Here is an 18552-nt window from a genome sequence, read left to right as displayed (position 1 = left end):
CGGAATTAAGATTAACTTTTATTTTGTGTTTCCGTCGCTATTAGCGCGGAAAACAGAGAAAAGAGAAGAAATTAGTCTTGGGTATTGTAACCATTTTGCGTCAAAAACGATAGCCTGCGCTCTTAAATTGTAATCATTTTGTAAAAAACGGTTATATATCACATTATTTTTTCCCGATTGGCGCTATAATCTTTCCATTCGCTGAATTCATACCCTGCGAGCGAATATCGCGGACGGATTCGGTGTCTTTCCTGCAATAACTCCGAATATAACACGCAAAGAGGTTTATTATGGATGATCAATTACGTCAAGCCGCATTAGATTTCCACCAATTCCCCGTACCGGGAAAAATCGAAGTAACACCGACCAAATCACTTGCCACCCAACGGGATCTAGCCCTGGCCTATTCGCCGGGGGTTGCGGTTCCCTGCTTGGAAATTCAGTCGGATCCCGCCGCTTCTTATAAATATACCTCGCGCGGCAATCTGGTTGCGGTGATTTCAAACGGTACCGCAGTTCTGGGATTGGGTAATATCGGCGCGCTGGCCGGAAAACCGGTAATGGAAGGAAAAGGCGTACTGTTTAAGAAATTTGCCGGCGTCAATGTTTTCGATATTGAAATCGATGAAAAGGATCCGGACAAACTGGTGGACATTATCGCCGCGCTGGAACCTACTTTTGGCGGCATTAATCTTGAAGATATTAAAGCGCCGGAATGTTTCTATATTGAGCGTAAATTACGCGAGCGCATGAATATTCCGGTTTTCCACGATGACCAGCACGGTACTGCGATTATCAGTGCGGCGGCGGTGTTGAACGGTTTGCGTATCGTGAATAAAAAAATTGAAAAGGTGCGTCTGGTCGCCTCCGGTGCCGGCGCCGCTTCCATCGCCTGTCTGAATCTGCTGATTTCACTCGGCATGAAGCGCGAAAATATCACGGTTTGCGATTCCAAAGGGGTTATCTACAAAGGCCGCGACGAACGGATGGATGAAACCAAAAAATCCTACGCCATTGATGATAACGGCAGCCGCACCCTGGCCGACGTTATTCCCGATGCGGATATTTTCCTCGGCTGTTCCGCCGCGGGCGCACTGACCCAGGAAATGGTAAAAAGCATGGGGCCGAATCCGCTGATTCTTGCACTGGCCAATCCGGATCCGGAAATTACTCCGCCGGAAGCCAAAGCCGTGCGTCCGGATGCAATTGTTTGTACCGGTCGTTCCGATTACCCGAATCAGGTTAATAATGTCCTTTGTTTCCCGTTTATTTTCCGCGGCGCACTGGATGTATCCGCCACCACCATTAATGAAGAAATGAAAATGGCGGCGGTTCATGCCATTGCAGATCTAGCCTTGGCCGAACAGAGCGAGGTGGTATCCTCCGCTTACGGCGACAGCGAAGTCAGCTTCGGCCCGGATTATGTTATTCCGAAACCTTTTGATCCGCGCTTAATCGTTCGCATCGCTCCGGCGGTGGCAAAAGCGGCTATGGACAGCGGGGTGGCCACCCGTCCAATCCAGGATTTCGATGCCTATATCGAACAACTGACCCAGTTCGTATATAAAACCAATTTATTTATGAAACCTGTTTTCGCTCAGGCCAAACAGCAGAAAAAACGGGTAATTCTGACCGATGGCGAAGAAAACCGCGTATTACATGCCGTTCAGGAAATCGCCACACTGGGCATCGCCTCACCGGTATTGATCGGTCGTCCCGGCGTAATTGAACAACGGATTAAAAAACTCGGACTGCATATTCAGGCCGGACGGGATTTTGAAGTCGTGAACCCGGAAAATGACGAGCGCTACTACGAATGTTGGTCGGCCTACTACGAGTTGTTGAAACGCCGTGGGGTTACACCTGCCATCGCCAAACGGAAAATGCTGCATAATCCTACTGCAATAGGGGCCATTCTGCTCCATCTCGGCTACGGCGATGCCATGATCTGCGGTCTGGTCGGTTCCTTCTCCAGCCATTTAGGCACCATTAAAGACGTTATCGGTGTAAAAGAAGGGGTAACCGTACCTGCGACCGTAAACGGACTGGTTCTGCCTACCGGTAACCTGTTTATTGCCGATACCTTTGTGAATCAGGATCCTAATGCCCAGGAACTGGCGGAAATCACCCTTATGGCCGCCCAGGAAGTTCGTCGCTTCGGTATCGAACCTCAGGTAGCTCTGGTTTCCCATTCCAATTACGGCGCCTATGATCACCCAAGTGCGGTCAAAATGCGTGAAGTTTTACAAATCGTACGTAATAAAGCGCCGGAGCTGATTATTGACGGCGAAATGCACTGCGACGTGGCGCTATCGCCGACATCACGTCAGGAAATCATGCCGGATAGCCCGCTAAAAGGCGCGGCCAATTTGCTGGTTATGCCGAATATGGAAGCCGCCCGTATCAGTCTTAATTTGCTGCAAGGCACCACAACGCCTATTACCGTCGGCCCAATCCTGATGGGAATGAATAAACCGGCGCATATTCTGACCTCCGTATCCTCCGTACGGCGGATTATCAATATGGTGGCGATTGTTGCGGCAAAAGCACAACAAAACTAATAAAACCTACAGGCATACGATTTCGTATGCCTGTTTTTTTCGTCTCTGGCAAGATAAAATCGCCATTTTTAATGATCTTAATCAAATTTAGTGTTAATATCTTGTTAACTATTGGTGATATGCCAATTTATTATTCATTCAATCAATAAGGAAAAAATTATGGCTTATACTCTACCTGAATTAGGCTATGCCTACGATGCCCTTGAACCGCATTTTGACGCATTAACTATGGAAATTCACCATAGTAAACACCATCAGGCTTATGTGAACAATGCCAATGCGGCACTGGAAGCTTTGCCGGAATTAGCCGAATTAGCCTCCGGTTGTCCGGGTCAGTTATTAAAAAATCTGGATAAGGTTCCTGCCGATAAACTAACCGCTATCCGCAACAATGTGGGCGGTCATGCCAACCATAGCCTATTCTGGAAAAGCTTGAAAAAAGGTACCAGCCTACAGGGTGCGTTAAAAGATGCGATTATCCGTGATTTCGGTTCCGTAGAAGCCTTTAAAGCCGAATTTGAAAAAGCGGCCGCTACCCGTTTCGGCTCAGGCTGGGCTTGGTTGGTATTACAGGAAAACGGAAAACTGGCGGTGGTTTCTACTCCTAACCAGGATTCTCCGTTAATGGGCAAAGCCATCGCCGGTTGCGAAGGTACGCCTATTTTCGGTTTAGACGTATGGGAACATGCTTATTACCTGAAATTCCAGAACCGTCGTCCGGACTATATTAAAGAATTCTGGAACGTGCTTAACTGGGACTTCGCCAACGAACGTTTTGAGAAAAAACTGGCCGGTTGCAGTTGCGCCAAATAATCGAATCTAAAACTTAAAAAGCTGCCCCGCTTAATGCGGGGCATTTTTTATTCCTTATTCGCGCCGAGCGCCATGGTAAAAACGGGCTGAAAACAAGCGCACTTTTAGCCAAGGCCGGCAAACCAATGGCGCTATGCGGCTACAGTTTCATGCACAAATATTTGATTTCCAAAAATTCGTCCAGCCCGTGGCGTGAACCTTCACGCCCCAGCCCCGATTGTTTTACCCCACCGAAAGGCGCCACTTCATTGGAAATTACGCCCTCGTTAATTCCCACCAGTCCGCTTTCCAAGGCTTCCGCCACCCGCCAGATTCTCGCCATATCCCGAGTATAAAGATAGGAAGCCAGGCCGAATTCGCTGTCATTTGCCATTTCAATCGCCTCTTCTTCCGTTTCAAACGGAATCAGTGCAGCCAGCGGCGCAAAGGTTTCTTCATGGCAAACCAGCATTTGCTGGCTAACCTTTTCCAGCACGGTAGGTTGGAAGAAATTTCCCCCCAACTCATGAGGTTTACCGCCGACAATGATTTTTGCCCCTTTCTCTACCGCATCGGCAATATGGCGTTCTATTTTATCCACCGCCGCGGAATTAATCAGAGGGCCGATATCCGTATCTGAACTGGTAAAATCTCCCACCCGAAAGGACCGCACTTTTTCCGCCAGCCCATCGGCAAAAGCACGATAAATCCCGGATTGCACATAAATCCGGTTAGTACATACACAGGTTTGCCCCGCATTGCGGAATTTAGAGGCGATAACGCCCTGCAGGGCAGTATCCAGATCCGCATCGTTAAAAATTAAAGAAGGGGCGTTACCGCCAAGTTCAAGGCTGATCTTCTTCACACTTGCGGCACATTGCGCCATAAGTTGTTTGCCGACGCGAGTCGAGCCGGTAAAGGTAAATTTTCGTACCCGTTTATCCGAGGTAAGCACTTCGCCCACTTCCTGCGCCCGATCGCTGGTCAGAATATTAAATAAACCGGGAGGAATTCCCGCCTGCTGCGCCAATTCCGCCAGCGCCAGAGCGGATAAAGGGGTTTCCGCCGCCGGTTTAACAATAATACTGCAGCCGGCAGCAAGCGCCGGCGCCGCTTTACGCGTAATCATCGCATTCGGAAAGTTCCAGGGGGTAACCGCACCTACCACGCCGACCGGCTGCTTAATGACTAATAGCCGACGATCACTTCTGTCTTGCGGAATAATTTCTCCGTAAGCCCGTTTTCCTTCTTCCGCAAACCATTGGATAAAGCTGGCACCATAAGCTATCTCACCAAGGCTTTCTCTTAAGGGTTTACCCTGTTCCAAACTTAAAATATAGGCCAGCTGTTCCTGATTCTGCATAATCAACTCATACCAGCGGTTCAAAATGGCCGCTCGCTCTTTAGCAGTAGTATCGCGCCAGCGCCGCTGCGCCGCTTCTGCGCCGGCAATCGCCGCTAACGTATCCTCTTTACCTAAACAGGCCACTTGCGCGATTTGTTCGCCGTTAGCCGGGTTATATACAGCAAAGGTTCGCTTCTCCAGGCCCTCGGTAAAGGTACCGTTAATATAAGCCTGAGTTCTGAATAAAGTTAAGTTCTGCATAATCTATCCTTTTCCAATAACAATAATTTCAGGGGCGCATAACAAAACGGCTCCCGTCAAGGGAGCCGCTGCATATGCCGTATCAGAATAATTTTTCGGAAACTTTCATTAAATCTTCTTTAAACGGACGTCGCATATTATTTATCGCATCGATAATATCATGATGCACCAGTTGTTCGTTCTGGATACCCACACAATAACCGGCTTTCCCCTGCAACAGTAATTCCACCGCATAAACCCCCATACGCGAAGCCAGGATACGGTCGTAGGCGCAAGGAGTACCGCCGCGCTGAATATGCCCCAGTACGGTAGCTCGAGTTTCATGCTTAACCCGCGCTTCAATTTCTTTGGCCAGTTCATGCACATCGGTGATCAATTCGGTAATCGCCACGATGGCATGGCGTTTGCCGTTGGCGATACTCCGTTCGATTTGTTGGATCAATTCTTCGCGGTCGAAAGCATGCTCGGAGGCAACAATATATTCACAACCGCCGGCAATGGCCGCAGAGATAGTCAGATCACTACAATGACGTCCCATAATTTCCACAATGGCGATGCGCTGATGCGAACTACAGGTATCACGTAAACGGTCGATAGCTTCTACCGCGGTTTCCAGGGCGGTCTGATAACCAATGGTATAATCGGTGCCCGGTACGTCGTTATCAATGGTGCCCGGCAAACCGATACAGGCAACGCCGTATTCTTCGGTCAGCAATTTCGCTCCGGTATAGGAACCGTCCCCGCCGATAACCACCAGTGCGTCGATACCGTGCGAACGCAGTACTTCTGCACATTTCGCCCGCACTTCGCGATCCTTAAACTCCGGGAAACGGGCGGAACCTAAAAAAGTACCGCCGCGATTAATCACATCGGATACGCTATAACGGTTAAGCTGCTTAATTTTATTATGATATAAACCGTAATAACCGTCGTATACGCCGAATACTTCCAGTCCTTCCGACAATGCGCCGCGAACCACACCGCGAATGGCGGCATTCATACCCGGCGCATCTCCTCCGCTTGTCAATACTGCAATTTTCTTAATCATATAACCACCTTCAGTTAAAGTTTAAATAATCAATTCGGCCTAAGATTACACTATTTGCCAATCCGGCTCTAGCAAAATTTGTGATGGGGATCAAATTTTTATCGGCGGCTTTTGTGCCTGCTTTTCACTATTTCCCTCGGCGATGACTACACTGGTCGGTTCATGATGAATTACAATATCCACTTGGCTAAACAGCTGTTGCAAACGCTGCTCGACACTATCGGTAATCTCATGAGCCTGTAGAAAAGACAGGTGATCGTCCAGCTCCAGATGAAACTGAATAAAACGTACCGCACCGGAACGACGCGTACGCAGATCATGAAAACCCAATACCCTTTTATCACTTAAAATCGTGCGAGCTATAAGCGCTTCCTCCACTTCCGGCAAAGCGCGATCCAATAATAACTGAACCGCCTCAAACAGCATTTTCACAGCGCTGAATAAAATATAGAAAGCAATAAGAATAGCGAAAAAGGCATCCGCATGAATAAAACCGAATAGGCTTAAAAACAAGGATAGTAAAATCGCCAGGTTCATTAATAAATCGGTACGATAATGTAAACGATCGGCTTTAATCGCCGGACTATCGGTTTGGCGGATCACCTTACCCTGATAGAGTAACAACATCAGCGTCATCACAATAGCCAGCACTGTTACCCCGATACCTAAGGCCGTATCCTGCAAGGGCTGAGGTGCATTCAGACGGTGAACGCCCTGTAACAGCAGAAAAATCGCCGAACCGGAAATAAACGCGCTCTGAACCAATGCGGCAAGAGATTCCGCTTTGCCGTGTCCGAAAGAATGATTATGATCCGCCGGCATCAGAGCAAAGCGTAATATCAGCATATTCATAAAGGAGGCCAGCAAATCCAGCATAGAGTCCGTAATGGAAGCAAGCATGCTGACCGAGCCGGTTCTCCACCAGGCAATCCCCTTAGCCAGAATCAGTACACAGGCGGTAAATACCGCCAATAATGCCGCCTTTCTAACTTGGCGAGAATAAACAACTGCCATGGTTATCGCCGCTTACTTAGCGCCGGCGGGTTTAACGCATTCGAACCGCCAAGGTGTTTTTGCAATACGGGCCAGTTCTTTGTCCACCACATATTTTTTCAGGTAGCCAATCAGTTTTACCTGTCCCATATTCAGAATTTTTTTGCTTTTCGGAATCTTCAAGGAATACTGGTACTGCACAAAACCGCAGTTTTCCACCTCATGCCCTCTGGCCACATCGACCTGCCAGTCATTATGCAGGGGGGAAGGCTTATAAATGACGAAAGCGTACAAGTCGCCCTTTTCTTCATAGAGTTTAAAATGCTCTACACCGGTATTTTCGTATACCCGTTGGCGCAACTGAATACGGTTACTCAACGAGCGTTGTTCCGGATTACGATCAAGCAGCAATTCAACCGCACTTTTCCAGTTTTTCAGGTTTTCTTTACCTTCGAAATAAACATAACGGGCAATGGTCTGTAAATCCTGCTGTTCTTTAAGCTGATAATTCTTATCGTTATGTTTAATACTTTTCGGCAAAGCAAGCTCGGATAAACTATCCGTTTTCGCTGTTTTATCCATATTCGCCGCACAACCGCTCAACAGGCCGACGGACAATAGCACTAAAAATTTTTTCATACTTCGCTTACTCGCTAAGATCTCGTTTAAACACCAATTCCGTTTCCGTTGAAGCGGTTTGATCAAACCAATAACCGGCATAATCAAAAGCTTTTAGCCCTTCAATATCGGTCAGTCGGTTAAGGATCATATAGCGGCACATTAATCCGCGCGCTTTTTTGGCATAAAAGCTGATCACTTTATAGCGACCGCCCTTGTTGTCCAAAAAAATCGGTTTAACGATTTTTGCCTTTAACATTGGCGGACGTACCGATTTATAATATTCGTCCGATGCCAAATTCACCAAAATATCATCGCCCTGTGCCTGCAAATCCGCCTGTAATGTTCGGGTAATCACATCGCCCCAGAATTCATATAAATCTTTGCCTTGCTTATTGGCCAATTTAGTTCCCATTTCCAGACGATAAGGCTGCATTAAATCCAGCGGTCGCAGCAGCCCGTACAATCCCGAGAGCATTCTTAAATGCTGCTGAGCAAACAGAATATCCTCCCGGTTTAAAGTTTCCACTTCCAGTCCGGTATAAACATCGCCTTTAAAGGCATAAATGGCGGGACGGGAATTATCCTCGTTATGGGTTTCCCGCCATTCGGCGAAACGAGCGGCATTTAAACCCGCCAATTTGTCGCTGATCGACATTAGCGAGCCGATTTGAGCCGGAGTCAGCGTACGGCAAATATCTATAAGCTGCCGGCTGTAATCCGTCAGCTGCGGTTGCGAAATTGGTAATTCGGGTACTGTACCGGTATAATCCAGCGTTTTGGCCGGAGAAATAATAGCTAACATAGCGCCTCTTTATCGGTTATCCGTTATAAATATCGGTTAGCGGTTACAACCCGCTCATTATAGCTTAAAAGCATCTGCAAGTGCGGGTAATCGCCAGTCGATCTCCGCAATTCCCTGTGCGCGCAGATAAGCGTTGGCCTGAGAAAAATGTCTGCAACCGAAAAAGCCGCGATGGGCGGAAAGCGGAGAAGGGTGTGGTGCGGTCAGCACACAATGGCGGCTGCGGTCGATAAATTGTCCTTTGCGTTGCGCATGGCTGCCCCATAATAAAAATACGATATTCCGCCGCTGACGATTCAATTCCGCAATTACGGTATCGGTAAAGGTTTCCCAACCCAAATTGGCATGGGAATGCGCCCGCCCCTGTTCCACCGTCAATACCGTATTGAGCAGTAGCACCCCCTGTTGCGCCCAGGGAATTAAATAACCGTGGTTTGGAATCTGAAAGCCCTCGATATCATTGACCAATTCCTTATACATATTCATTAACGAAGGCGGAGGCGCAACCCCGGGTTTTACCGAAAACGCCAGTCCGTGAGCCTGATTCGGGCCATGATAAGGATCCTGCCCCAAGATAACCGCTTTTACCTGTTCGAATTCGGTTAATTTAAACGCACTGAAAATTTCGTTCTGAGGGGGATAAATAATTTTTCCCTGCGCCCTTGCCTGATGCACCTGCGCCAGGGCATTGCGAAAATAGTCTTTATCCTTTTCCGGCCCGATGATATCTTTCCAGGTTTTCATTTCGTCATTCCTTGTATTTAACCTTCACCACCCTATAGATTATAAAGAAGCCGGGCGGAAATGGAAATCTATAATCCCTTGAGCATCGCCTTACAAGTTTATGCTTAAAGCCGAAGCGGCATATTTTTTCGGAGTTTATATAAATCATGTCCGCTGTGGCGGCGGAATAAAAAATGGGAAACAGGGGATAGCCACCGCCCCGCTTTCCTGCTTTTCCCCCGATAAAAACCGATTAAATTAACGAAAAACGACCGCTCTAGAAAAGCGGTCGCCTGATTTCCGAGGCTATAAAATCAGCAATAATATCCAGCCTCTCTTATTGCTCTGTGAATGCCTTGAATAGAAAAATGTTCTTTTAAACCTTGGCTTATTTATTAGAACCTTCCGGATGTAACCCGATCCCCTGATGACGTTGTTTTAATTTCTCAATCACATCTTGCCAACCGCATTCGGCATCTTGCAGTAACACGCTGAGATGATAGACCAAATCCGCAGCCTCGGAAATCATTTCCGCACGATCTTTAGCCACCGCCGCCAAAGCGATTTCCACGGCTTCTTCTCCCACTTTTTGCGCAATCTTTTTAGTTCCCTTGGCATAAAGGGTTGCCGTATAGGAGGTGGCCGGATCCGCCGTTTTTCGTGCCGCTAACTCCCGCTCCAGTTTAGCAAACCAGCTCCAATCACCTTCCGACTGTGTTTCAAACTGATGAAAACAACTCTCTTCGCCCGTATGGCAAGTGGGGCCGATAGGATCGGCTAAAATCAATAGGGTATCCTGATCGCAATCCAAACTCATATCCACCACATTCAGAAAATGCCCGGAGGTTTCGCCTTTGGTCCAAAGCCGTTGCTTGGTGCGGGAATAAAAGGTAACCCGTTTTTCCGCCAGCGTTTTTTCTAAGGCTTCCGAGTTCATATAGCCCAACATTAACACCTCGCAGGTTTGGACATGTTGAACAATAACGGGGAGTAGATTATTGACTTTTTGCCAGTTGATTTTATTCAGCATTTGATTTCCTTTTTATCTAGCACGGCTAACCGATTGCCACGAATTCGCTATCGGTTATATACGAATCGCGACCTTTTCTTTAACTAAATAATTTTTTAGCTCACCAATATTGATAATCTGCTTATGAAACACACTTGCCGCTAATGCACCGTCCACATTGGCTTCTACAAAGGCATCGCGGAAATGAACCATTTCACCCGCCCCACCGGAAGCAATTAATGGAACATGGCAGACTTCTCGCACTTTTTTCAGCTGAACTAAATCATAACCCTTGCGTACACCGTCCTGATTCATCATATTCAGTACGATTTCACCGGCGCCGCGCTGCTGTACTTCCGCTACCCAGTCAAGCAACTGCCAATTGGTTTGACGGGTACGATTCTCATCGCCGGTATATTGATTCACCCAGTATTTACCGCTTTCCCCTTCAAACCAACTATCAATACCTACCACTACCGCCTGCACGCCAAAGCGATCCGCCAGTTTAGTAATCAGTTCGGGATCCGCCAATGCCGGCGAATTAATTGAAATTTTATCCGCACCGAAAGCGAATATTTGCTCCGCATCGGCAATAGTTTTGATCCCGCCGGCTACGCAGAAAGGAATATCAATCACCTTCGCCACCCGTTCCACCCAGCTTTTATCTACGGTACGGCCGTCGGAAGAGGCGGTGATATCATAGAATACCAATTCGTCCGCGCCTTCTTGCGCATAGCGTTGTGCCAGCGGCACAATATCGCCGATAATTTCATGATTGCGAAACTGAACGCCCTTTACCACCTGCCCGTCTTTAACGTCTAAACAGGGAATTATCCGTTTTGCCAACATTCCATCGCCTCCGCCACTGTAAATTTACCTTCCAATAATGCGCGCCCCACAATTACGCCCGCTACGCCCGTGCCTTTTAAAGCGGAAATATCCGCCAGCGAACCTATACCGCCGGAAGATTGGAAGTTTATCTCCGGGTATTTCGCGCAAATTTCAGTATATAAATCCACATTCGAGCCGGCCAGAGTACCGTCGCGGGAAATATCGGTGCATAACACATGCTGCAAGCCGACGGATTGATAATCTTCGATTAATTCTTCCAATGATACGCCGCTCGCTTCTTGCCAGCCGCTAATCGCAATAATTTTTTGCCCGTTGGCATCAATATTAACATCCAGCGCCAGCACAAATTTTTCTGCGCCGTATTTCTTAAACCAACCTTTCACCATTGCAGGCTCTTTCACCGCCGTTGAACCAATCACCACGCGATTGGCGCCCACAGCCAATAACTGTGCAACATCTTGCTCGCTACGAATACCACCGCCTACTTGAATTCGGCAATTTGTCGCCTCAATAATTTTGCCGATTAAGTCGGTTTGACGTTTGCTCGGATCTTTCGCCCCGGTTAAGTCCACCAAATGTAACTGCTGCGCCCCTTGCGAAAGATAGCCGGCGAATTGCTCAATGGGATTATCGGAATAGGTGGTTTGCTTAGCATAATCCCCTTGATGTAAGCGCACCACTTTGCCGTCAATTAAATCGAGGGCAGGGATAATTATAGATTGTTTCATTGTGTTTGTTCCTGTTTATGATTTCCCCTCGCCCGCTTGCGGGAGAGGGAGGAGAAAATACGCTAAGGATTTTCGGAAGGAGAGGGTAAATTCTGGTGAATAACATCAAAAATAACATCTAGCACCATATTTATATTCCTTAACACCTCGTCATTCCAAAAACGAATAACGGTAAAATTTTGTGCTTCCAAATATGCCGTACGAATATGATCATATTCCGCCTGTTCAGCATGTTGAGAACCATCTAATTCAATAATCAGTTTTGGCTTAAAAGAGAGAAAATCCACAATATAGTTACCAACGATTTTTTGTCGATAAAATTTAATTCCGCAAAAACGTTTTGCTCGCAAGTGATACCATAACGCCCACTCGGCTTCCGTCATATTAGAACGTAAATTTTTGGCATTTTGACATAATCGCTTGGTTTCCTTTTCTCGCATTCTGTCTCCTTTTACCAAACTTTTCCTCTCGCCTGTTTACGGGAGAGAGACCACCTAAGGATTCCTTCAGAATCCGTAGGCAGAGAGAGGGGAAAGCAGCCTTATTTCAGCAAAATTTACAAATTACCCCTCTCCCTCCGAAAAATGTGAAACATTTTTCTCCACCCTCTCCCGCAAGCGGGCGAGGGGAAGGGTTAGATATTCTCCACAAAATTCCGCAACAACTTCGCCCCATTTTTCCCCGATCTTTCAGGGTGAAACTGTACGCCGTAGAAATTTTTACCGGCAATTGCTGCTGAAAAAGGTACGCCGTAATCAGCGGTGGCAATGGTACTTTCATTCGGTAATACCGCATAACTATGCACAAAATAGAAATGGCTATCTTGCTCGATCCCTGCAAATAACGGGTGATCCGGTCGATAACTCACCTTATTCCAGCCCATATGGGGTAGCGGCAACCCCTGATCGGGAATTAGCTCGGTTCTACCGCCGATTAAATTCAGGGTTTCCACATTACCCTCGGTAGAAAATTCGGTCATTAACTGCATACCCAAGCAAATACCGAGCATTGGTTGCGTCGCATTTCTGATTGTTTCAATTAAATTGCGATCTTGCAAAATCTTCATCGCAGCCCGAGCCGTTCCCACACCGGGCAACAGCAACTTATCCGCCGATTTGATTTTATCTAAATCACAGCTAATCTCCGCTTGGATCCCTAGGCGATCGAATGCAAATTTTACAGATGACAGGTTTGCACAGCCTGTGTCAATGATGGTTAGCGCTGTCATTTTTTATCTCTTATAATTTTAGAAAACTCACTACGAATAGAATTGTGGAAGTTTTTATTTTTTTTATTATCTTGTTCAATAAATTCATCAATCCTTTCTTCTAATTCCGACATTAAATTATTGTAATCTTCAATTAACTCTCCATACGTATCCCACATTCTATTTTTATATAACTTTGTAAGTTCATATGTTAACTCTCCCTTACTCTCATGCCCAGTAAATGGGTCTAAGATCTTTGGTATAAACACTACATTCCAAGGGGAACAAAATAAATATGGATTTTTAGTATTCCCAAATATGTGAGAAACTTGATAATTCCTCAAATTAACACTCTTTCCTTTTTTAGTATATCCCGTTAAATTTTCTAATAATCTTGTAGGATAAATGTTATTACTTTTATCTATTATTACATTACAACTAAATAGTTCTTTATAAAGTTTATTATATAAATCATTTCCAGAACCATTTCGACCATAAGATCTTACATATACATCTTCATTTTCTTTATTTATTTTTTCTTTTAAACTTTTCCAGCTTTCACGTGCCTTATCCTCTGGTATTAAAATAATAGATAAAGAAGCAAATTCCAAAAATTTTTCATTCTCTATGTTAAATTTTTCAAAAAACTCCAAATATCCATCTTTCATAAATAAATCTCACTTATATTAAATACGCCAGCAGTTATCCAAAAAACTCCACAAAATCCAACCGCACTTTTTCTCTCTCCCGTTTACGGGAGAGAGACCGCCAAGCGAAGCGTTCAGCGAGCTGGCAGAGAGAGGGGGGAAAATAGTCTAATTTTATCAAAATTTTGCAAATCCCCTCCTACTTCCGAAAATCCCATGGATTTTCTTCCCTCTCACCTATAAACGAGCGAAGGAAAAAGGCATTACAACACCCCCTTACTACTCGGCAACTCATTCCCCTCAATTCGAATCGCTTGGCGTAGGGTTCTGCCGAACACTTTAAACAGGCTTTCGATTTTATGATGATCATTATCCCCTTTAACCGCAAGATGTAGGGTGCACATTAGGGTGTAGGTTAGCGACTGAAAAAAATGTTCGGTCATTTCGGTGCTGAAGTCGCCCACTTTATCCCGTTTAAATTTAGCTTTAAATTTAAAATAGGGGCGTCCGGATAAATCCAGCGTACATTCCGCTTTGCATTCGTCCATCGGCAATACGAAGCCGAAACGGGCGATGCCGCGTTTATCGCCGAGCGCCTGTTTTAGTGCGGTACCTAGGGCGAGGGCGGTATCTTCGACGCTGTGATGCTCGTCGATATGCAGATCGCCTTTACATTTTACATTCATTCTGAAGCCGCCGTGGGTGGCGATTTGATCCAGCATATGATCGAAAAAGCCGATGCCGGTATTAATTTGGTTTACCCCGCTTTCGTCCAGCCATACCTGAACCTTGATATCGGTTTCTTTGGTTTTGCGTTTCACCTCCGCATAGCGTGGCTCGTGCCGGCAAAGTGCGGTGGGTTTTGCCAATAGTTTTTCCGCAATCAGCTCCCAGTTCAGCTTTTCCCGATCATATTGTAATGCTCGAATCCCGAGATTTTCTGCCAGCTGCACATCCGTAGCCCGATCGCCGATTACGAAAGAGCGCTCGGGATCGAATAATTTTTTCTCAATATATTTTTTCAGCAATTTGGTTTGAGGTTTACGGCAATTGCAGTTATCTTCCGGTTTATGCGGGCAAATCAGCACCTGATCAAATTCAATTCCCTGGGATTTGAACAGTTCCATCATGGCGTTATGCGGTTTGTCAAAATCTTCCTTGGGAAAGCTTGGAGTACCGAGTCCGTCCTGATTGGATACCATAACAAAGCGATAACTGTCTTTGAGTTTAAGCAGCGCGGGAATCACATTGGCTTCGAATTTGAGTTTTTCTAAGCTGTCAATTTGGAAATCGGTTTTCGGCTCGTCAATCAGGGTACCGTCGCGATCGATAAAAAGGGTTGGTTGCATATTGTTCTCCTGTATTCGCCGGGGGTTACCCCGGTATCTATTCTGGTTTGTGCGACAAATCCCGATGAGGAAATATGCGGCACGGGTAATTTTTAGTCGCGGGATAAGGCGAGGATAGCCTCAACAACTTTCTGATTTTCTTCTTGGGTTCCCACCGTAATCCGAATGCAATTCTGTAAATTTAATGCCTTATGTTGATCGCGCAGGATAATCCCTTGCGCCCACAAGGCGTTGAATAGAGCCTCGCCGTCCAGGCATTTAATCAGCAAATAATTGGCTTCGCTCGGGTAAACTTTTTCCACTTGGGCTAAATCGGCCAGCGCCTGTGCCAACCATTGGCGGTTGGCTAAAATCTCACTGGTGCGGGTCTGAACCAGGGCGATATTATCGGCTTGCAGAGCCTGTTCGGCGATATCGGCACTTGGCACCGGGATCGGATAAGGCGCAATCACTTTGCTCAAAGTTTGGATTAGCGGCGGATTCGCCAATACAAAACCGCAACGCAGACCCGCCAGGGCGAAAGCTTTGGAAAGGGTACGGATAATGGCTAAGTGCGGGTAATTTTTCAGTTCGTTTACCAAGCTGGCTTCAGGGCAGAATTCGATATAGGCTTCATCTACCACCACAATGGCTTTGCCTTGAGTAATCTGCAAAAGCTCAAGTAAATCCGAGCGCTTGAGCAAATTCCCCGTGGGGTTGTTCGGACTGCACAGGAAAACCACCTTTACCTCCGCTAACCGCTTTTTGATTTCAGCCAGATTGAGCTGGAAATCCGCCGTTAACGGTACGGTCTTGCATGCCACATCCGCAGTTTCCGCACTTACGGCGTACATACCGTAAGTGGGCGGGCAGAACAAGATGGCGTCCCGACCCGGCTCGCAAAAGGCGCGAATCAGCAATTCGATTCCCTCATCGCCGCCGCGGGTTACCAGCACATTTTCAGGGGCAACTCCGGCGTAATTCGCATAGCCCCGCACCACTGCCTGAGGTTGGGGTTCGGGATAGCGGTTTAAATCTTTACCTGAAAGCCGGAACTGAGGCGAGCGGGGATATTCGTTCGCATTTAACCAAATGGTACCCTTACCGCCCAATTTACGGGCGGATTGGTATGGGGTAAGAGTTTGAATGTTTTTTCTTGAGAGTGATGCAATTGTCATGGCTTTTCCTGTTTGTGCTACTTTGAATAATTATCTTTGTTGAACTATCCTTTTAATCGACTTTTTTCAGCATATGCATAATTAGCCGAATCAAGGTGTCTTTTTGTTTCGGATCGGATTCTGCGACTAATAATGTCAGCGCCGCTAAACCGGTATCATTAATCACCGGCTGATTTTCAACATTGAACAGCCGCTGATTGCGATGTAAAAAATCCACAAATAAAAATGCGCCGCTTCGTTTGTTCCCATCTGAAAAGGGATGATTTTTTACGATAAAATACAGCAAATGAGCGGCCTTGGCTTCAATACTCGGATAAGCCGGCTCGCCAAAAACCGTTTGCTCCAAATTTCCTAAAATTGCGGCAAGTCCGTCCTCCCTTTCCCGTCCGAATAAATCCGAAGCTTCTCCGCGTGCGATAAGTTGTTGCTTAAAGTTCGCTAAAGCGGCACGGGCTTCAGCAACGCTTGGCAATATTCCCCCCTGTTGGGTTTTGGGTTCGATTAACAAGCCTTCATCATATTGTTGCAGCCATACAAAGGTTTGAGCATAACGGCTGACAATATCCACCAATCCTCGTCCGCTTTCTATGGTTAATGCTGAAGAGCTTGCCGTTTTTTGAATAAGCGCCAATGCCTGTTCTAATTCCAACGCATTTTGTTGTAACCGTTTTTGATTTAAGGCATAGCCTTTAACAAGATAATCCTTTAAACGGGCAGTCGCCCAAATACGAAATTGAGTAGCAGATGCGGATTTAACTCTATATCCTACAGAGATAATCGCATCTAAATTATAGTGTTTTAGGTATCGGGTAACATTACGTTTTCCTTCTTGTCGAACTACCGAGAAATTCTCGGTAGTTGAATATTCATCAAGCTCTCCTTCCGTAAAAATATTTTTTAAGTGCAAACTTATATTGTCCGAAGTAGTGCCAAATACATTTGCCATCTGCACCTGAGAAAGCCAAACCGTATCGTTATCAAAGCGCACTTCAACTTGGGTTTGTCCGTCTTCGGTCTGATAAATTTCAATAGGGTTTTGCATTGAATCTTCCTGTTAAATTTTACTTCCTTGTTAAGGCTTCAATTTCGCCAATCGAATTTCCACCGCTTGTTTGTGTGCATCCAGTTGTTCCGCCGCCGCCATTTGTATTACCGTATCGGCTAAATCTTTAAAACCGCGCGGGCTCAGTTCCTGCACCGTCATGCGCTTGCTGAAATCCGCCAAGCCCAAGCTGGAATGGGTTTTGGTATAACCGTAGGTCGGCAACACGTGGTTGGTACCCGAAGCATAATCCCCCATGGATTCGGGAGAATAAGCGCCGAGAAAAATCGAACCGGCATTATCCAGTCGATCCAGCAGTTCACGCGCATTTTGGGTCTGAACGATAAGATGCTCCGGTGCATATTGATTGCTGATGGCTACGCATTGAGCCAGATCCCCGGCAATAATAATCCGGCTGTGGGATAGCGCTTTCGCCGCAGTTTGCGCACGCGGTAAGCTGGCCAACTGAGCTTCCACTTCGCGATTAACCCGTAGCGCCAGTTCTTCGCTATCGCTGACTAAAATCACCTGCGAATCGGCGCCGTGTTCCGCCTGAGAAAGTAAATCACTGGCGACAAAGGCGGGATCGGCGAAGCGATCGGCGATAACCAGAACTTCCGAAGGCCCCGCCGGCATATCGATGGCCGCGCCATTAATGGCCTGACTGACCTGACGTTTAGCTTCCGTTACAAAGGCGTTACCCGGACCGAAGATTTTATCCACCTTAGTTACCGTCTGGGTACCGAACGCCATGGCGGCAATCGCTTGGGCGCCGCCCACCGCATAAATGCTGTTCACCCCGCACAGGCTCGCACTATACAAAATCTCATCGGCAATCGGCGGCGGCGTACAGAGTACGATTTTTTTACAACCGGCGATATTGGCCGGTACCGCCAACATCAGCACCGTTGAAAATAGCGGTGCGGAGCCGCCCGGTATATACAGACCGACGCGCTCAATAGGACGGGTCAGCACTTGGCAGCGCACGCCGGGCTGAGTTTCAATATCCACGCTTTGCGGACGCTGGGCGCGGTGAAATTTTTCAATATTATCCCTGGCGTTTTGAATCGCATCTTTCAGTTGCTGTGGCACCCGCTGCACGGCGGCATCGATTTGTTGTTGTGAAACCACAAGGCTTTGCAGCTTTATTTTGTCGAACTTCTCGGTCAGTTCAAACAGGGCGCTATCGCCGTCGTTAAGTACCGCACGCACGATATTTTCCACCGCAATTTTTATATCGTCCGAGGCGGAAACGGCCGGACGGGTTAAGGCTTGTTGTTTTTCCGTTTCGGTTAGGTTATTCCAAATCAAGGTTTGCATAATATATTCCCCCACTTTATTTATAATTCTATTGGTTTCCGCTCTATTCGTTTCCGTTCTCCCCTTATTCCGCCCTCTTCCTTTCTACTCGGGCG

18 protein-coding genes are annotated in these 18552 nt (G+C 46.7%); 2 read left to right on the top strand and 16 right to left on the bottom strand.

Going from position 1 to position 18552, the window contains the following annotated elements; all coding sequences use genetic code 11:
- The first annotated feature begins 290 nt into the window (after positions 1-290).
- Both EDC45_RS00985 and sodA read left to right on the top strand, forming a co-directional pair.
- Positions 291-2561, top strand: a complete 2271-nt coding sequence (locus tag EDC45_RS00985) for an NADP-dependent malic enzyme (protein ID WP_133542575.1) — start codon at positions 291-293, stop codon at positions 2559-2561.
- Between the two features lie 159 nt (positions 2562-2720).
- Positions 2721-3374, top strand: a complete 654-nt coding sequence (gene sodA / locus EDC45_RS00980) for a superoxide dismutase [Mn] (RefSeq protein ID WP_133542573.1) — start codon at positions 2721-2723, stop codon at positions 3372-3374.
- 139 nt (positions 3375-3513) lie between these two features.
- On the opposite strand, the gene EDC45_RS00975 is transcribed toward sodA, so the two are convergent.
- The 16 genes from EDC45_RS00975 to hisD all read right to left on the bottom strand — a co-directional run bounded on the left by EDC45_RS00975 (position 3514) and on the right by hisD (position 18457).
- On the bottom strand, positions 3514-4959 hold the full coding sequence (locus EDC45_RS00975) for an NAD-dependent succinate-semialdehyde dehydrogenase (RefSeq protein WP_133542570.1): 1446 nt from the start codon (positions 4957-4959) through the stop codon (positions 3514-3516).
- Between the two features lie 82 nt (positions 4960-5041).
- Complete coding sequence (pfkA, locus tag EDC45_RS00970; protein ID WP_133542568.1) at positions 5042-6007, bottom strand: 6-phosphofructokinase; 966 nt, start codon at positions 6005-6007, stop codon at positions 5042-5044.
- 90 nt (positions 6008-6097) lie between these two features.
- Positions 6098-7021 (bottom strand): cation diffusion facilitator family transporter, encoded by a 924-nt coding sequence (locus EDC45_RS00965; RefSeq protein ID WP_133542565.1) that lies wholly within the window; start codon positions 7019-7021, stop codon positions 6098-6100.
- Positions 7022-7033: 12 nt separating this feature from the next.
- Positions 7034-7639 carry a 6-phosphofructokinase gene (locus EDC45_RS00960; RefSeq protein WP_133542563.1) on the bottom strand — a complete coding sequence of 202 codons (606 nt, stop codon included), beginning with the start codon at positions 7637-7639 and terminating at the stop codon, positions 7034-7036.
- 7 nt (positions 7640-7646) lie between these two features.
- Entirely contained in the window at positions 7647-8423 is a 777-nt protein-coding gene (gene yaaA / locus EDC45_RS00955; RefSeq protein WP_133542561.1) for a peroxide stress protein YaaA, read from the bottom strand.
- A 57-nt stretch (positions 8424-8480) separates the two neighbouring features.
- Positions 8481-9167, bottom strand: a complete 687-nt coding sequence (gene ung / locus EDC45_RS00950; RefSeq protein ID WP_133542559.1) for a uracil-DNA glycosylase — start codon at positions 9165-9167, stop codon at positions 8481-8483.
- Between the two features lie 367 nt (positions 9168-9534).
- Positions 9535-10176 carry a bifunctional phosphoribosyl-AMP cyclohydrolase/phosphoribosyl-ATP diphosphatase HisIE gene (gene hisIE, locus EDC45_RS00945; protein ID WP_133542557.1) on the bottom strand — a complete coding sequence of 214 codons (642 nt, stop codon included), beginning with the start codon at positions 10174-10176 and terminating at the stop codon, positions 9535-9537.
- A 54-nt stretch (positions 10177-10230) separates the two neighbouring features.
- Complete coding sequence (gene hisF / locus EDC45_RS00940) at positions 10231-11004, bottom strand: imidazole glycerol phosphate synthase subunit HisF (RefSeq protein WP_133542554.1); 774 nt, start codon at positions 11002-11004, stop codon at positions 10231-10233.
- Positions 10986-11735, bottom strand: a complete 750-nt coding sequence (gene hisA, locus EDC45_RS00935; protein WP_133542552.1) for a 1-(5-phosphoribosyl)-5-[(5-phosphoribosylamino)methylideneamino]imidazole-4-carboxamide isomerase — start codon at positions 11733-11735, stop codon at positions 10986-10988. Before hisA ends, hisF begins: the two co-directional genes overlap by 19 nt.
- A gap of 62 nt (positions 11736-11797) precedes the next feature.
- On the bottom strand, positions 11798-12175 hold the full coding sequence (locus tag EDC45_RS00930) for an endonuclease domain-containing protein (RefSeq protein ID WP_133542551.1): 378 nt from the start codon (positions 12173-12175) through the stop codon (positions 11798-11800).
- Positions 12176-12369: 194 nt separating this feature from the next.
- The gene (gene hisH / locus EDC45_RS00925) at positions 12370-12963 is read right to left on the bottom strand and encodes an imidazole glycerol phosphate synthase subunit HisH (protein WP_133542549.1); all 594 of its coding nucleotides are present in this window, start codon (positions 12961-12963) and stop codon (positions 12370-12372) included.
- Positions 12960-13610 carry a hypothetical protein gene (locus EDC45_RS00920; RefSeq protein WP_133542547.1) on the bottom strand — a complete coding sequence of 217 codons (651 nt, stop codon included), beginning with the start codon at positions 13608-13610 and terminating at the stop codon, positions 12960-12962. The genes hisH and EDC45_RS00920 overlap by 4 nt, the downstream gene beginning before the upstream one ends.
- Positions 13611-13852: 242 nt before the next feature.
- Positions 13853-14938 (bottom strand): bifunctional histidinol-phosphatase/imidazoleglycerol-phosphate dehydratase HisB, encoded by a 1086-nt coding sequence (hisB, locus tag EDC45_RS00915; protein WP_133542545.1) that lies wholly within the window; start codon positions 14936-14938, stop codon positions 13853-13855.
- Positions 14939-15030: 92 nt separating this feature from the next.
- Complete coding sequence (gene hisC / locus EDC45_RS00910; protein ID WP_133542543.1) at positions 15031-16095, bottom strand: histidinol-phosphate transaminase; 1065 nt, start codon at positions 16093-16095, stop codon at positions 15031-15033.
- 52 nt (positions 16096-16147) lie between these two features.
- Positions 16148-17137 (bottom strand): virulence RhuM family protein/type II toxin-antitoxin system death-on-curing family toxin, encoded by a 990-nt coding sequence (locus EDC45_RS00905; protein WP_133542541.1) that lies wholly within the window; start codon positions 17135-17137, stop codon positions 16148-16150.
- A gap of 30 nt (positions 17138-17167) precedes the next feature.
- Entirely contained in the window at positions 17168-18457 is a 1290-nt protein-coding gene (hisD, locus tag EDC45_RS00900; RefSeq protein ID WP_133542539.1) for a histidinol dehydrogenase, read from the bottom strand.
- Positions 18458-18552 lie beyond the last annotated feature (95 nt).

The sequence above is a fragment of the Mesocricetibacter intestinalis genome (genome assembly GCF_004363295.1).
GTDB lineage: Bacteria > Pseudomonadota > Gammaproteobacteria > Enterobacterales > Pasteurellaceae > Mesocricetibacter > Mesocricetibacter intestinalis.
The sequence above is the reverse complement of the archived record's forward strand: the minus strand, read 5'-3'. Positions and strand labels throughout refer to the sequence as shown.

Bases quoted from the DNA above. Each gene is read 5' to 3' on its own strand.
- EDC45_RS00985 (WP_133542575.1), top strand. From the start codon at position 291: ATGGATGATCAATTACGTCAAGCCGCATTAGATTTCCACCAATTCCCC.
- sodA (WP_133542573.1), top strand. From the start codon at position 2,721: ATGGCTTATACTCTACCTGAATTAGGCTATGCCTACGATGCCCTTGAA.
- EDC45_RS00975 (WP_133542570.1), bottom strand. From the start codon at position 4,959: ATGCAGAACTTAACTTTATTCAGAACTCAGGCTTATATTAACGGTACC.
- pfkA (WP_133542568.1), bottom strand. From the start codon at position 6,007: ATGATTAAGAAAATTGCAGTATTGACAAGCGGAGGAGATGCGCCGGGT.
- EDC45_RS00965 (WP_133542565.1), bottom strand. From the start codon at position 7,021: ATGGCAGTTGTTTATTCTCGCCAAGTTAGAAAGGCGGCATTATTGGCG.
- EDC45_RS00960 (WP_133542563.1), bottom strand. From the start codon at position 7,639: ATGAAAAAATTTTTAGTGCTATTGTCCGTCGGCCTGTTGAGCGGTTGT.
- yaaA (WP_133542561.1), bottom strand. From the start codon at position 8,423: ATGTTAGCTATTATTTCTCCGGCCAAAACGCTGGATTATACCGGTACA.
- ung (WP_133542559.1), bottom strand. From the start codon at position 9,167: ATGAAAACCTGGAAAGATATCATCGGGCCGGAAAAGGATAAAGACTAT.
- hisIE (WP_133542557.1), bottom strand. From the start codon at position 10,176: ATGCTGAATAAAATCAACTGGCAAAAAGTCAATAATCTACTCCCCGTT.
- hisF (WP_133542554.1), bottom strand. From the start codon at position 11,004: ATGTTGGCAAAACGGATAATTCCCTGTTTAGACGTTAAAGACGGGCAG.
- hisA (WP_133542552.1), bottom strand. From the start codon at position 11,735: ATGAAACAATCTATAATTATCCCTGCCCTCGATTTAATTGACGGCAAA.
- EDC45_RS00930 (WP_133542551.1), bottom strand. From the start codon at position 12,175: ATGCGAGAAAAGGAAACCAAGCGATTATGTCAAAATGCCAAAAATTTA.
- hisH (WP_133542549.1), bottom strand. From the start codon at position 12,963: ATGACAGCGCTAACCATCATTGACACAGGCTGTGCAAACCTGTCATCT.
- EDC45_RS00920 (WP_133542547.1), bottom strand. From the start codon at position 13,610: ATGAAAGATGGATATTTGGAGTTTTTTGAAAAATTTAACATAGAGAAT.
- hisB (WP_133542545.1), bottom strand. From the start codon at position 14,938: ATGCAACCAACCCTTTTTATCGATCGCGACGGTACCCTGATTGACGAG.
- hisC (WP_133542543.1), bottom strand. From the start codon at position 16,095: ATGACAATTGCATCACTCTCAAGAAAAAACATTCAAACTCTTACCCCA.
- EDC45_RS00905 (WP_133542541.1), bottom strand. From the start codon at position 17,137: ATGCAAAACCCTATTGAAATTTATCAGACCGAAGACGGACAAACCCAA.
- hisD (WP_133542539.1), bottom strand. From the start codon at position 18,457: ATGCAAACCTTGATTTGGAATAACCTAACCGAAACGGAAAAACAACAA.